The 15,443-nt window shown below is 43.5% G+C and carries 9 protein-coding genes; 5 read left to right on the forward strand and 4 right to left on the reverse strand.

Annotated features, from left to right (window positions below; translation table 11 throughout):
• Nucleotide 1: 1 nt before the first annotated feature.
• From AC0VYA_RS11475 to AC0VYA_RS11485, 3 genes are all read right to left on the reverse strand, one after another.
• The gene (locus AC0VYA_RS11475; protein WP_475488331.1) at nt 2-703 is read right to left on the reverse strand and encodes a MotA/TolQ/ExbB proton channel family protein; all 702 of its coding nucleotides are present in this window, start codon (nt 701-703) and stop codon (nt 2-4) included.
• A 487-nt stretch (nt 704-1,190) separates the two neighbouring features.
• On the reverse strand, nt 1,191-2,216 hold the full coding sequence (locus AC0VYA_RS11480; protein ID WP_475488332.1) for a DUF2157 domain-containing protein: 1,026 nt from the start codon (nt 2,214-2,216) through the stop codon (nt 1,191-1,193).
• 26 nt (nt 2,217-2,242) lie between these two features.
• On the reverse strand, nt 2,243-5,092 hold the full coding sequence (locus AC0VYA_RS11485) for an FAD-binding and (Fe-S)-binding domain-containing protein (RefSeq protein ID WP_475488333.1): 2,850 nt from the start codon (nt 5,090-5,092) through the stop codon (nt 2,243-2,245).
• Nucleotides 5,093-6,091: 999 nt separating this feature from the next.
• Between AC0VYA_RS11485 and pckA the strand changes: the two genes are divergently transcribed.
• The 5 genes from pckA (at nt 6,092) to AC0VYA_RS11510 (ending at nt 14,375) form a co-directional block, all read left to right on the forward strand.
• Nucleotides 6,092-7,723: a phosphoenolpyruvate carboxykinase (ATP) gene (gene pckA / locus AC0VYA_RS11490; RefSeq protein ID WP_475488334.1), complete on the forward strand. Its 1,632-nt coding sequence runs from the start codon at nt 6,092-6,094 to the stop codon at nt 7,721-7,723.
• Between the two features lie 235 nt (nt 7,724-7,958).
• Nucleotides 7,959-8,315 (forward strand): DUF1428 domain-containing protein, encoded by a 357-nt coding sequence (locus tag AC0VYA_RS11495; RefSeq protein ID WP_475488335.1) that lies wholly within the window; start codon nt 7,959-7,961, stop codon nt 8,313-8,315.
• A gap of 391 nt (nt 8,316-8,706) precedes the next feature.
• Nucleotides 8,707-10,413 carry a cation:proton antiporter gene (locus tag AC0VYA_RS11500; protein WP_049765954.1) on the forward strand — a complete coding sequence of 569 codons (1,707 nt, stop codon included), beginning with the start codon at nt 8,707-8,709 and terminating at the stop codon, nt 10,411-10,413.
• A 1-nt stretch (nt 10,414) separates the two neighbouring features.
• Nucleotides 10,415-11,386 carry a universal stress protein gene (locus tag AC0VYA_RS11505; RefSeq protein ID WP_475488336.1) on the forward strand — a complete coding sequence of 324 codons (972 nt, stop codon included), beginning with the start codon at nt 10,415-10,417 and terminating at the stop codon, nt 11,384-11,386.
• Nucleotides 11,387-11,660: 274 nt separating this feature from the next.
• A complete protein-coding gene (locus AC0VYA_RS11510) occupies nt 11,661-14,375 on the forward strand; it encodes a cation-transporting P-type ATPase (protein WP_475488337.1) in 2,715 nt (904 codons plus the stop codon).
• Nucleotides 14,376-14,526: 151 nt separating this feature from the next.
• Here AC0VYA_RS11510 and AC0VYA_RS11515 read toward each other — a convergent pair whose 3' ends face one another.
• Entirely contained in the window at nt 14,527-15,336 is an 810-nt protein-coding gene (locus tag AC0VYA_RS11515) for a ferredoxin--NADP reductase (RefSeq protein ID WP_475488338.1), read from the reverse strand.
• Nucleotides 15,337-15,443 lie beyond the last annotated feature (107 nt).

Raw genomic sequence — 15,443 nt, forward strand, 5'->3', positions numbered from 1 at the left:
ACTACTCAGCGCCTTGATGACTTGTGGGTTGCTGCTTAGTCGGCGATGGCTTTGAGCTAGACGCGTTTTTATTGTTCATTGCAGAGCTGTTAGCACTCGCGTAGATGGTGAACACGCGCTGGAGGTCATTTTGAATGGCTTGTGCCTCAACTTCCGCTTTACGTTCGAAGTAGCTATTAAGCATGGAAACGGGAATAGCCACAGCTAAACCAACCGCTGTGGTAAGAAGTGCTTGCCAGATCCCACCAGATAACACGGCAGGATTAACCTGAGCCCCGGCAGATTCCATAGCTTTAAATGCTTCTATCATGCCGATAACCGTACCAAAAAGCCCCATTAGGGGGGCTAACGTGGCGATAACTTCTAATACACGTAGGTAACTATTGAGCTGTGCGATGGCGAGTTGTGCTTGGCGATAAATTTCATCTTTGATGTCGTCTAATGCCAACGAGGATTTATCGATTAACTGCACCGTACTGCTAATGAGTGCTACGCGATAATTACGCTGACCATTCACTAGCAACAATGCTTGAGCGTGTTTACCTTGTTGTAAAAAACCGAATGCTTGTTCAATTGCATCAGCGGGTTTTGGGCGCGTGCTATAAAATTGCCATGCTTTAAATACACCGACACTTAACGCAACCACGGATAGGCTGATCAAAAGCCACACCACTACTCCACCATTTACAAGCAAATCAATCACAGCAACATCCTAATAACAATCTAAATGAGAACGATTATCAATTTACAACGTTATAGGATTTGTGACAACTGTTTATTGAACTAAATCTAACGATAATTGTCGATTTTTCTTATTTTGGTTATAAAGAATTCAATAAAAGCAGCATGCAAGTTATACACAGGCTCAAATTGACAGGGATAACCAATGTCAAACTAGCAACCAGCAGAGATTTATAAATAAATGATATTGACTTGTATTTAGAGTGTCAGGAGTGAATGTCTCTCAAAAAACAATGCTAAAAAGCCGAATGTTTTGCATTTGCGTATAAAAACGCAAGGGTGGAGGCACAGTTCATGCCTAATGACACACCAATGAACGCCTGATTTGCAAAGGATCTGTAGCGTCAATCAACACAAAGAAGAGGTACTTATACTGAGAAAAATACACAGGCATAGACACATGCTTAGAGAATAAAATGTCCGCTTTATCTTTTGCTCTTACCCTAACATTATTTGTTTTTCAGCAGATCTTGTAATGCTTTGGGTAATCGACCGCGTAGCTGATAAGTCAGTTTTTGTTCGTGCTTTTGCCAAAGGATCCCCAGATAAACAATACTCGCGCCGAATAATGTGAGCATAATAGGAAAAAGCCAGCTGTCTTTAAACACGTCATAAGCTAAGTATCCTAGATAACCACAGACCCCCAGTGCACCAAAGATAACCAAGACCCTACGTACCAACACAATGCCAAACCCCATCATAAGAAGATTGATACAGCAATAGGCTAACTTAGACAACTCGCTTTGAGAATGCTGCATAGACAAACCACACCAAAAAGCAATGGTGCCAAACAGGTACAACCAAAACGCATAATCCAGTGAATTGCGGGAGCGAATATCGACCCAAAATGCTAGGCCTAAAATGAGAAGGCCCATATACATAGAAACCACTGCACGTAATTCGAACTCGGGATAATCTGCGGTTAACATAACCGCGAGATCCATCGATAAGTACCACAGCGTGAGTGCAATGGGCATCAGCAAGAATGGATAGCGATAAATTCTCGCTAATACTGCTCCTACGGCTAATGTAGCCAACTCCATATACAGCCAGTGCCAATGAACGTAGCGATGATAATCACGGTAGTTGTCTTCACTCGGCCATACCCCCAATAGGTGCTGCAATCCAAAAACGGCTAACGGTGTTAAGCATATGACAAAGGTGGCACATATGCCTGCCACAGCAGGTAAGCCTTTCTTTGCCGAACGGTTGGCTAACATTATTCCTGCTATAGCGTATACCACACACAGCGTAACAATGCCCCACCCCCCAAATGACTCCCAGCCTAACGTCATAAAAAGTGTCATTGCGCCGATAGCGACAAGACCACCGAAGTAATAAAGCAGATGGGTGAAATCAAACTTTGCAGTGGTACTCGGTAAACCGTCAACGAACAGACTTAAGCGCTCAGCCTGTTCACGACTTAGGATACCCTCTTGCACCGCTTGTGCTAGCTGGCTCTGACTAATATCCATATGACTTTCTCCCTTTTAACGGTGACTTATGCAATGGCGTCTTGGCTCTTTTGCTGACTCACATCATCAAGCAATAGTAATAGCGAGCGATAAGGAATTCCGCTGTGCTGACTTAGCCCTATCTCGCACGTGCGACTATTACTGTAGCCTGCAGTGCAACTAGCTGGTATTTGATCCTTCAAATGGCGCAACGCGCTGGCATTTAGCTCAGGAACAAACATCCCTTTGTCCCCCGCAAAACCACAACATTCAATGCCCTGGGGCTCTATCACTGTTTCACTGCAGGTTCTTGCCAACGCCTGCAAATACGGTGCAAGGCCCATTTTACGGCTGCTACAGGTAACATGCAGCGCGACCGGCTCGACTTGCGCGGTAATCTTCAAATCGGCGATAACGTGCTTCACCATAAACTCGCTAGTCTCGAAAATTTGTAACCCTATTACATCTTTCAGTTCTTGGATTTGTTGCTTGCAAGGGCTCGTGTCAAACACAATGGGTATTTTTCCATCGCTGCTAATATCCCTTAATTGCTCAGCTAATTGTTCGCCCTTTTGCTGGGCCAAATCAGGGAAACCTTTACTGCTAAACGGCATACCACAACACAATTCATCAAGCTTTTCAGGCAACATGACCTGATAACCTGCCTTGCTGAAAATAGAGCGGGCGGCATCATATGTAGAGCGTTTCTCATTGTCTGAAGCAGCGGCCCCCATGTTGCGACTGGCGCAGCTCGCAAAATAGATGACTTTCTTGGTTTTAAGTGCACCGTCAATGGTTATTTTTTTCCCTTTACTGGGCCACTGACTTTGCCACAAAGGCAGATTTTTCGTAGATAATCGGTGCATTTTCGCACCTATCTTGTTAGTTAAAGGATCTCCTAGCAGTTTGGTGGCACTGCTTGAGAGCGCAAAACCAACTCCCGCAGATTTACTCACCAGCGAGAAGTGTTCTGCACTGAACTTAGCGATTATTTCGCCGACGTTTGTTTGTTTTTCGCTGCGTAACTGCCTAATTAAATCACCTGTATTGATTCCCACGGGGCATCGCTGGGCACACAGCCCAGTCGCTGCACAGGTATCTATGCCCATATACTGGAAGTCTGTCTCTAACTGTTGCAGCTCTTGGGTTTCACTGTCGCTTACACTCTCTGCTTCGCGCAATTGTTGTATACGCCGCCAAATCGCAATGCGCTGTCTTGGGGTATAACTCAACGCTTGAGATGGGCACACAGCCTCGCAAAAACCACACTCGATACATTTATCGACTATTTCATCTGCTTTTGGCAGGAGTTTAAGGTTTTTGATGTGACTTTGGGCGTCCTCATTGAGTATCACCCCTGGATTCAAAATTCCCAGTGGGTCAATAATCTCTTTGAGTCTTTTCATCACACTGTAGGCTTCATTCCCCCACTCTAACTCAACAAAGGGGGCCATGTTTCTGCCCGTGCCATGCTCTGCTTTAAGTGAGCCCTTAAATTCCACCGCTACAAGCTGAGCGACTGCTTGCATAAAATCATCGTAGCGCTGTATTTCACTCTGATCATCAAATGCTTGGGTGAATACAAAATGTAAGTTTCCCGCAAGCGCGTGACCAAATATGATTGCCTCTGAGTATCCGTACTGATCAAATAATTGATGTAAACGCTGGATCCCCTCGGCCATATTTTCGATAGGAAAACACACATCTTCAATAATTACAGTTGTGCCCGCTTGACGCACCGCACCTACTGCGGGAAACGTACCTTTTCGAATCGCCCACAATTGCTGGTTGAGTACAAGATCACGACTGAACGCAATAGATTGCACTGGCGCATAGGGGACTATACAGCGCTCGATATTAGCGCAATTTTCCGCCAACGCTTCTTGGCTGTCGGCACTGGTTTCAATGAGCAGCGCAGTGTAACCATCATAAGGCGTACAAAATGCATCAGGCAGCCCTGGTTGGCCCTTCACTGAATTAAGCGCGCGCTGATCCATCAGCTCCACTGCATCTACGTTTTGCTTTTCAAGCGACTTGACTAAAGCGCAGGCATGTTGAGCACTGGCAAATAAATACAGACCACTGGCTTTGTGTTCATGCTCTACAACGGTTTGGTAAGTAATGTCGGCGATAAAACCAAGCGTTCCCTCAGAGCCAATCATTAAATGCATCAGCACGTCCAGCGGCTCCTGATAATCGATTAATGCATTGAGAGCATAACCACAGGTATTTTTAAGGCGGTATTTATGGGTAATTAACTCGCGTAATCTTTCGTTCCCTTGGCACATTTGGGCCAGCATTTTAACCTCGTTCAGTAACGATGAGTGCGCCTCGCGAAACTGCATCTCACTGCCAGCATCACTGGTATCGACCACACTGCCGTCAGCTAAAACTATGGTCATGTCCTTTACAGTGTAATAACTATTGTGCGCTACACCGCAGCACATACCAGAGGCATTATTGGCTGCGATCCCCCCAATTTTACAGCTATTGATAGAGGCTGGGTCGGGCCCGATTTTACGACCGTAACGTGCCAGTATCCGATTAGCATCGGCACCAATGATGCCAGGTTGCAGCTTGATTCGAAGACCGTCATCGAAGATCTCATGTTGGCGCCAGTCGTCAGTTAACGTAATGAGCACTGAATCAGATACCCCCTGCCCTGACAAACTCGTACCTGCTGCTCGAAATGTAACAGCCACCTCAAATTGATGACTCAGGGCAAGTACTGATTGTACCTGTCGAAGGTCTGATAGTTTTAGGACGAGCTGAGGAATGAGTTGATAAAAACTCGCGTCTACTCCGAGTGCTCTGCGCCGGCTAATATCTTGAATAATCGCCTCAGGAGGTAATAGGGTTTCAATTTCACGCAGGTATTTGACAGGCAACGGCGTCATTTTATTGTCCTAATAAATCTAGTAAAGGATTGAGTTGGGAAGAAAATGGCATTTATGAGCAAAGAACAATAATGCCCAAAACATGCTAACTCGAATAAGAAGGGAAAGAATCGCATCTTGTGGGTAAGGCATCAAGTACAAACCATAACAGCTTTTATGCAATTAATTTTATCCAGGGTACTACCCATTTGACAATCACGATTACCGCTAAAGAAGGTTATATCTCACGATTGACTACTCAGGATGTCCAAGCTAATCCTAAGCACTGGCCTTTCACAGTGTAAACGCCTCTATTAGCTTCATGTCTAAGATTAGCACCTCATCAACAGATGAACGCTTTTGTGAAATATACTCCTTGGACAAAGTGGTTGGTATCAGCGCTTGGCGGCATTGAAGCACTGACTGTTTAAGTATGAAGGTTTGTTGAAAAGGTCGCTAATTCTTGTTTTGACGTGTTGAGCGCCAGAGCAACTGACATGATAAATCAGGCAATTGATCTGTAATTTCGGAAAATCTGTATGCTTTCAACATATACAACATCAATACTCACTATAGGTAACGAAGCATGTAGGTTGTTCAATATTGCCCAGAGCCTCTTAAAAGTAAGTGTCGAATAGTGATAAAAATGATAACAAGGTAAAAATAATGTAAATTAATACTATTAATCAGTCAGTTATAAGACCTATAAAATATCTTTTAATACCAGTAGCCTAGGCTTAAAACATTTTTGATTGGTCATTTCTGGTGCCCTCTAAGCTGACCAGAAAACGTTTTGACCGCGCTTTATGATAAAACATTATCAAATTATGAAATTCACTATGTTTTATTACATGGCCACTTTCAAAGATTCACTAAAAGTGTTTAAAATAGTACACAAGGCGAGCTTGATGTTACGCCAGTATTTTTCGCCTTAAAGGATGATGACTTGGCTCTTGCATGTCAGGTCAATTCGAATCGCACATACCGTTTTATCGCCACAGCAAACTGAAGGGTTAGTTAATGAATACACACAAATTGTCCGCAGAGTTAGCCAAGTTTGGCATTACCGATGCCACTGAAATTCTACATAACCCCTCTTATGACGTATTGTTTGAGGAAACGACACACCATAGCCTTGAAGGCTATGAAAAAGGAGTCGTGACCGAATTAGGTGCCGTCAACGTGAACACAGGCAAATTCACCGGCCGCTCCCCTAAAGACAAATACATAGTGCGCGATGATGTTACCAAGGACACCGTTTGGTGGTCTGATCAAGGTAAAAACGATAATAAACCGATTTCTCCCGCCGTGTGGGACGACCTCAAAAGCACAGTGACAAAACAACTCAGCGGCAAACGCCTGTTTGTGGTTGATACTTACTGCGGCGCAAATGAAGATACCCGCTTAAAAGTACGCTTTATTACAGAGGTCGCATGGCAAGCTCACTTCGTCAAAAACATGTTCATACGCCCAACTGATGAAGAATTGATTAACTACGATCCAGATTTTGTGGTGATGAATGGCGCGAAAACCAATAACCCAAATTGGCAAGAGCACGGAATTAACTCTGAAAATTTCGTGGCATTTAATCTAACCGAAAAAGTACAACTGATTGGTGGCACTTGGTATGGCGGTGAGATGAAGAAAGGCATGTTCTCAATGATGAACTACTTGCTCCCCCTTAGAAACATTGCCTCTATGCATTGCAGTGCAAATGTAGGAAAAGACGGCGATGTTGCAATCTTCTTCGGTCTGTCCGGTACCGGAAAGACCACTTTATCGACGGATCCAAATCGAGAATTAATCGGCGATGACGAGCACGGTTGGGATGACAATGGCGTGTTTAATTTTGAAGGCGGCTGCTACGCCAAAACCATCAATTTAAGTAAAGAAAACGAACCTGATATCTATAATGCGATTCGCCGAGATGCTTTGCTTGAAAACGTGACTGTTGATGCCGATGGTAAAATCGACTTTGACGACAACAGCAAGACTGAAAATACCCGAGTATCTTATCCTATTCACCATATCGACAATATTGTGAAGCCCGTCTCGCGCGCAGGCCACGCAAACAAGGTCATTTTCTTAACGGCCGATGCATTTGGTGTGCTTCCTGCGGTATCAAAATTGACGCCTGAACAAGCCCAATACTATTTCTTATCTGGCTTCACCGCTAAATTAGCGGGCACTGAGCGTGGTATCACTGAGCCTACACCGACGTTTTCTAGTTGCTTCGGCGCAGCGTTTTTAAGCCTTCATCCTACGCAATATGCTAATGTGCTTAAAAATCGTATGCAGGCTGCTGATGCGCAGGCTTACTTAGTCAATACAGGTTGGAATGGCACCGGCAAGCGCATCTCGATTAAAGCGACTAGAGCCATTATCGACGCAATTTTAGACGGCTCTTTAGATGATGCTGCCACGACCACCCTACCTATTTTCAATCTACAGATACCGCAAAAATTAGGTGAGCTAGACACAGACATTCTTGACCCGCGTAAAACCTATGAAAATGAAAGTCAATGGACCGATAAGGCAACAAGCTTAGCGGAATTGTTTATTGATAATTTTGATAAGTTCACGGATACCGATAATGGTAGAGTGCTGGTTGCGGCCGGGCCCAGCCTGTTTAGCCATGCTAAAAGCGCGTAGAACACGCTAACCTTATTTACTGAATATTGTTAACATAAGCAGGTACACCTAAGTGTATCTGCTTAGCTCCTCTTCCACTTTCTAATTCCGATCCTCGTCAGCATTACGATTCATCGCTTACTTCATCGCTAAATACTGTGCTTTGACGATATTGCTGCTTTTTAATCTTTGAATTTGTGTTATCGATCATAACGACATCACAATAAAGTGATGCAGCCTACCTACAGAGGTGCATATGTCTTATATCGATGGTTTTGTTGTTGCCGTGCCAAGCGCAAATAAAGAAGAATACAAAGCGTACGCCAAACAGTGCATTAGAATTTTCAGAGAAGAATACGGCGCATTAAGCTGCACAGAATGTTGGGGCGAGGACGTGCCTGAAGGTGAAGTGACTTCTTTTCCTCAGGCCGTACAAGCAAAAGCAGATGAAACCGTGGTGTTTTCGTGGATCACCTGGCCGTCAAAAGAAGTCAGGGACCAAGGCATGCAAAAATGCATGAATGACCCACGCTTTGACCCTGCTGCCGCCCCCATGCCATTTGATGGAAAACGCATAATCTATGGTGGTTTTGAAGTACTTGTAGATGAGTAATTAAGCCACAGTATTGCCCCTTAGTTTTAAGCAGTAAACGCTGAGCAAATGATGCATGCCTTTAAGCACATCTCGAGCAGCAGCTGGGAAGAATGGCTCGAGTTATAGGTTTGTTCGAGCCCGTCTCAAGTTACTTTAAATATACGCCCTCTCGAAATAACCTTGCCTACATTTTCTGTTGTCGCCATTCAATATCTTTCATTAAATTCCTTCAGAAGAAATAGGGGTAGCAAAAAGTAGGAAGAGTTGGTCAGACACATTAGTTTTAACAAATGAATAAAGTTATACCTATTATTGATCTAGCTCACATTCAACTTGGTTTTATTTGGCAATATATTTACCTTTAAAGATGCAGAATATACATTTTATTTTTTAAGACATGAGTTATGACATGAATTTAATCGAACTTATTGGTCAGTCCTCTTTTACAGAAATTGCAGTGCTTTTAGTGCTGGCTGCTTCATTGGGTTTTGTCGGCTTACTGTTGCGACAACCTCTCATTGTTAGTTTTATTGCTGTCGGTTTAATTGCCGGGCCTTCAGTGCTCGATATCGTGCATTCTAAAGATCAAATCACTCTTTTGTCTGAACTAGGCATAGCGATCTTGCTCTTCCTTGTTGGGATTAAGCTAGATGTAAAGTTAATTAAGTCTATTGGTGGGGTTTCGGTTTTAACGGGGCTAGGCCAAGTTATTTTCACGTCACTGATTGGTTATTTGATCGGTTTATGGCTTGGACTTGGTTACATTACTAGCCTTTATGTCGCCGTTGCGCTTACATTTTCTTCTACCATTATTATCGTAAAGCTTTTATCTGATAAACGAGAAATAGAATCCTTACACGGTCAAATTGCTTTAGGTTTTTTGATTGTGCAAGATTTGGTAGTGGTAGTCGCGATGATAGTGTTAGCGACTATTGGTATTGGCTCTAGTGGGCATGGTGATGCAAATAACTCTTCAGTTTGGCACGTTGCTATATCAGGATTGAGTTTACTGGGTTTTGTGATTGTATTTGTACGCTACATTGCGAATCCTTTAACGGAAAAACTCGCTAAAGCGCCTGAATTATTAGTTATTTATGCCATTGCACAAGCAGCATTGTTTGCAGCCATAGGAGATATAGTCGGTTTGGGCATGGAAGTCGGGGGATTATTGGCCGGCGTGGCATTAGCGTCAACACCTTATCGGGAAAGTATCGCAGCAAGACTCGCTCCTTTACGTGATTTTTTACTGTTGTTTTTTTTCATTGCTCTAGGGGCCACATTAGACTTATCAAAGCTTGGCACTCATTTACCGGCAGCTATTATTTTCTCACTGTTTGTTTTGTTTGGTAATCCACTTATTGTCATGTCGATTATGGGGCTGATGGGATATGGCAAAAGAACGGGTTTCCTAGCCGGCTTAACGGTTGCTCAGATTAGTGAGTTTTCGTTAATCTTTATCGCCATGGGCATAGGGTTAGGCCATGTACCGCAGGACATTTTAGGTTTAGTGACGCTGGTGGGTATTATCACTATTGGAGTTTCAACCTATATGATTACTTATTCACACCAACTCTATTCTTTTTTTGCTCCGTTGTTAGGTAAGTTCGAGCGCTCGGGTATACCTCGAGAGGCCTCTACCGATGAGAACTCAGGCAACCAATATCCAGTTATCATCTTTGGTTTAGGAAGACTGGGAACGGCTATTTCAATGCAACTCAAAAATGAGGGGATTAAAGTCTTAGGTATCGACTTTAATCCGGCGGCGATTAAACATTGGCATCAATTGGGGTTGGATTGTAATTTCGGGGACGCAACAGACGCCGAATTTATCATTGAACTGCCTCTCAAACATGCACAATGGATTGTGTCGACTATTCCTCATCTCCACACTGGCTTATCCTCTGAAGATAATCGAAAAACGGTTATTCAGTTAACACGTTCAGCGGGCTACACAGGGAAGTTAGCCGTTATTTCACAAGGTCGTGCCGAAACCGAAGAATTAAACTTACTCGGTGTTGAATTGGTGCTCGAGCCTTTTCAAGATACTGCAGACCGAGCCGTTCGCATACTTTATGAAGGTCTTGATATTAACGCCACTCAACAAGAAAAGGGATAATATGAAAAGGTTCAACAAATTCTTATATGTATTAAATAACGACTGTCTAAAACCCCCACCTTCATTATTACGCACTATTGCGCTAGCAAAAAATAATCAGGTCGACCTGACGGTGCTCCTTGTACTCCCTACCCTTTCAATTCCGAATTCGTTTAACACGGAAGGACTGAACCCGATAGAAATTGAACAGGTTATCTTCACTGAACAAGAGCAAAAGTTAAAGCAGTTGGTAACCTGTCTCGATGCAGACGTAAACATAAACGTGCAGCTAAAAGTTGGCAAAAGATACCTTGAAATTGTGCGTCTAGTGCTAGCTGACAAATATGACATGCTCATAAAAGAAGTGGACAAAGCAAACTGGCTCGACCATTTTATCGGTAGTGACGACATGCAGTTATTACGCAATTGTCCTTGCCCTATCTGGCTCATGAAGAAAGACGAAAAGCCCCGTTATAAAAATATTTTAGCTACCGTCGATTTTGATTCTGAAGATGTCAATACTTGCAACGATGAACTGAATCATATGATTATGAGTCTTTGCAGCTCTATCGCCGTGGCTGAATTTTCGAGAATACATGTGGCCACTGTTTACAATGCAACTCATGCAGGCTTTGTCAGCTTATGGGCCGATAACCCAGAGAAAATTGAAGAAGAAATGCTAGAGTCAGAGTTTCGTAACAGTCGTTATAAAATGGATTTACTGTTTGACAACGTAAAGCAAGAAATCGGAATAGACTCTTTTAACTTTTTGTCATTGATCCCTCATATCGTTAAAGGGACCGCGGGTGAAGAGCTCCCAAAAATAGCCAAAAAGATAGATGCGGACTTAGTCGTTATGGGAACGGTTGCCCGCACCGGAATTGCTGGATTGCTAATTGGCAACACCGCAGAGACCATTTTCAATCAGCTAAACAGTTCGGTATTGGCAATCAAGCCTCAAGGATTTGTTTCTCCTATAAAATCAACGACGTAATGCACGTGAATCGTGTGTTTCCCAGCATTCTTAGTGAATTAATAATTGGCTAAATATAATCCGCTGACAAAGAGATAGAATTAATTTGGATACCAAAACGGTCAACAACAGGCTGCTAGCTGCTGCCTTTGAGGCAAATAAGCTTAATCAAATATCGCCAATAGCGACAAAAAAAATTGCCCCATATCAAATTAGATTTGCATGCTCTTGATACCATAAATTCACACACTCTTCTTTCCAATACAGCTGAATTTCCTAAATACACGAGGCCACCATGCAAAAAACTGACACGGATATTGCACAATCTACATGGCACAGTACCTCGGCTGAGCAAACGCTTAAAAGCGTAGAAAGCTCGACTAACGGATTAACACAAGCTGATGCTGAAGCTCGTTTGTTAACTCATGGTGCTAACCGTTTGCCACAAGCTGACCGCAGCAACCCGTTCGTACGTTTTTTAATGCACTTTCATAATATTTTGATTTACGTGTTAATCGGTTCTGCAGTGATCACCGCTGTGCTTGGGCATTGGATTGATATGAGCGTTATTTTAGCGGTGGTTATTGCGAATGCTGTGATTGGCTTTATTCAAGAAGGCAAAGCAGAACAAGCGATGAACGCCATAAGGCAGATGCTAGCGCCTCGAGCCAACGTGATCCGTGACGCAGAGCGCACCAACGTTGATGGAGTAGATTTAGTTCTTGGTGACATAGTGTTACTTGAAGCTGGCGATAAAGTGCCTGCCGACCTCAGAATGCTCTCCGCTTATGGTTTAACAATTCAAGAAGCGATTTTGACTGGTGAATCAATGCCAGTCGAAAAGCAAAGTAAGGTCGTTGAAATCGGTGCGTCACTCGGTGATCGCACTTGCATGGCTTATTCAGGAACACTAGTCAGTACGGGTCAAGGCAAGGGTGTAGTGGTCGGTACAGGAAAAGACACAGAAATAGGTCGTATTAGCGGCTTGTTGTCGAAAGTAGAAACGTTAACCACGCCTCTAGTTGAGCAAATGGCGGTGTTTGCCAAGTGGTTGACTATTATGATCCTTGCCGTTGCCTCCGTGTTACTGGTGTTTGGGTATTTTGTTGAACACCATGACTTTACTGAAATGTTTTTAGCAGTAGTGGGGCTATCGGTAGCAGCAATTCCAGAAGGTTTACCGGCGGTTCTAACCATAACGTTAGCCATTGGTGTTAAAGCCATGGCTCAACGAAATGCCATTGTGCGTCATCTACCCGCGATTGAAACCTTGGGTTCAGTATCCGTTATTTGTTCTGACAAAACAGGCACATTAACTCGCAACGAAATGATGGTGGCTTCAGTACTCACGCAGCAACACTTACTCACCTTAGGAGGCAATGGCTATGAACCTAAAGGTAAGTTGACCCTAGAAACTAAAGCCGTGGCTATTACTGATTTTATACCTGATGAATTGGCGCAAGCTGCCGCGCTATGTAATGACGCCGCTCTGCGAGAGCAAGACGGAAACTGGCTAGTAGAAGGAGATCCTATGGAGGGCGCGTTACTCGCTTTTAGCGTAAAAATGGCCCTCAACCTAAAAGAAATTAACGCCACCTGGACCCGAACAGACGCCATACCGTTTGATGCTAAACATCGATTTATGGCTACGCTGAATCACAATCATGAGCAACAAGCCTGCATATTTGTAAAAGGTGCCCCAGAACAAATTTTGGCCATGTGTACACATCAAAAAGGCTTAAACGACAAATCAGAGCCAATAGATATAGCCTACTGGAACAACCAAGCTGAGACTATCGCTGGACTTGGCCAACGTGTATTAGCGTTTGCCATCAAAACAGTGACACCATCACACACCGTTTTAGAGCATGCTGATGTCACAGGCACGTTAACACTGATTGGTATGTTAGGCATGATAGATCCTCCTCGTACAGAAGCGATTAGCGCAGTTGCACAATGTTTCGAAGCCGGTATTCGCGTTAAGATGATAACTGGTGACCATAGCAAAACTGCAGCAGCTATCGGTAAGCAAATTGGCTTACAAATTACCGATAAAGTACTAACTGGTGTGGAACTTGATGATATGGACGAGAGCGCGATACGGAATGCTGTTCTTGGATGCGATATTTTTGCCCGCACCAGCCCAGAGCACAAACTACGATTAGTAATGGCGCTGCAATCTCATGGTATGACAGTAGCGATGACCGGAGATGGCGTGAATGACGCTCCCGCGTTAAAACGAGCCGATGCGGGGATTGCGATGGGCCAAAAAGGCAGTGAAGCTGCTAAAGAAGCTGCAGAGTTAGTGCTGGCCGACGACAACTTTGCATCTATCGTATCTGCAGTGCGCGAAGGACGAACCGTCTACGACAACCTCAAAAAAGTCATCAGTTGGACACTACCCACTAATGCGGGTGAAGCCATGACTATCATTGTCGCATTGTTAATGGGCATGACGTTGCCTATTACCCCTATTCAAATCCTCTGGGTCAACTTAATTACGGCAATAACACTTGGCATTGCATTAGCATTCGAACCGAGCGAAGAAAGCACGATGCGCCGCCCTCCTCGAGGGCGTAACGAACCTCTGTTGTCTAGAGAAATGATCTGGTATGTGATCTTAGTTTCTGTTTTATTCCTATGCGGTGTGTTTGGTATTCATATGTACGCCGTTGATCGCGGCTATTCTCTAGAACTAGCTCGAAGCATGGCTTTGAATACCTTAGTTGTAATGGAAATTTTTCAATTGTTTTTCATTCGCAATATCTACTCTACATCATTAACTTGGCAGGCTGTATGCGGTACTAAGGTAGTCTGGTTAGTTGTATCAATTATTACTGTGGCGCAATTTGCCATAACCTATTTTCCCCCTTTGCAAATCGTATTTGCTACAGAAGCGATCCCTTTATTCGATGGTTTACTGATCATAGGTGTAGGTATCGCCCTGTTCGTTATTCTTGAAATAGAAAAACAGATGAGGCTTTCGATGCAGCGAATTAAAGCTACCTGAGGCCTAATGAATATAAAACAGGCAGTGCTATATCTGTTCGTATCTTGTTTGAGCCACGGTTCGTTAGCAACAAGGCACCACACAAGTAAATTCACGAGCTGAATAGCTTCTTAAGCATTGCCATTGTTGCTGCACCAAAACCTCGTTCGACTTACTTTTCGATGAATGCTTGCTCAATAACATAATGCCCTTGGGAGCGTGAATTCGCTTTACTGAATCCCTTGGCGTCTAAGATAGCGGCTAAATCTTTTAACATGGCATCGTTGCCGCACAACATAAACCGATCATTTTCAGGGTCGATGTTGGGTAGGCTTAAGTCATCGGTCAATTTGTTTGACAGTAACAAATCGGTTATCCGTCCTTGATGAGGACACATTCCATCAGCCCTTTTCAAACTGTTGTATTGGTAGTCTTCTCGTGTCACTGTTGGGTAATACAGTAGTTTTTCTTGCACTATATCCCCAAAGAATGGATTGTTCGGTAGCGATACCTCTATCTCTTGCTGGTACGCCAACTCAGATGCCCAGCGCACACCATGAACCAATATCACTTTATCGTATTGATCGTAGATATTGGGGTCTTGAATGATACTCATAAATGGTGCTAAGCCCGTGCCAGTGCTCAGCAGATATAAATTTTTACCCGGCTGAAGATAACCCGCTACTAACGTACCTGTTGCGCGAGTCGTCAACATGACTTCATCGCCCTCTTTGATTTTTTGTAACTCTGACGTCAGCGCACCATCTGGTACTTTAATACTGAAAAATTCCAGCTCGTCGGCGTAATTAGCACTGGCAATACTGTAAGCTCTCATTAAAGGTTTACCCGCAAGCTCCAACCCGATCATGACGAACTGACCGCTTTCAAAGGTGAAAGATTTCTGTCTGGTGGTTTTAAAACTAAATAGCGTGTCATTCCAATGATGAACAAAAGTCACACATTCTTTAATCACATTGCGCATTCTTAAATTTCCTCCTCAAATAACTTCCAGTAGTATCCCACAACCACCTCAATAGTAATAATTCTTATTTGCATTTATTTGTAACGATAAATGTAAACAGCACTGCA

The sequence above is a fragment of the Paraglaciecola sp. QJM3NY_14 genome (genome assembly GCF_056173245.1).

Excerpts from the sequence above, each read along its gene's own strand:
- AC0VYA_RS11480 (WP_475488332.1), bottom strand. The coding sequence starts at position 2,216 with ATGGATATTAGTCAGAGCCAGCTAGCACAAGCGGTGCAAGAGGGTATC.
- AC0VYA_RS11500 (WP_049765954.1), top strand. The coding sequence starts at position 8,707 with ATGAATTTAATCGAACTTATTGGTCAGTCCTCTTTTACAGAAATTGCA.
- AC0VYA_RS11515 (WP_475488338.1), bottom strand. The coding sequence starts at position 15,336 with ATGCGCAATGTGATTAAAGAATGTGTGACTTTTGTTCATCATTGGAAT.
- AC0VYA_RS11485 (WP_475488333.1), bottom strand. The coding sequence starts at position 5,092 with ATGACGCCGTTGCCTGTCAAATACCTGCGTGAAATTGAAACCCTATTA.
- AC0VYA_RS11495 (WP_475488335.1), top strand. The coding sequence starts at position 7,959 with ATGTCTTATATCGATGGTTTTGTTGTTGCCGTGCCAAGCGCAAATAAA.
- AC0VYA_RS11505 (WP_475488336.1), top strand. The coding sequence starts at position 10,415 with ATGAAAAGGTTCAACAAATTCTTATATGTATTAAATAACGACTGTCTA.
- pckA (WP_475488334.1), top strand. The coding sequence starts at position 6,092 with ATGAATACACACAAATTGTCCGCAGAGTTAGCCAAGTTTGGCATTACC.
- AC0VYA_RS11510 (WP_475488337.1), top strand. The coding sequence starts at position 11,661 with ATGCAAAAAACTGACACGGATATTGCACAATCTACATGGCACAGTACC.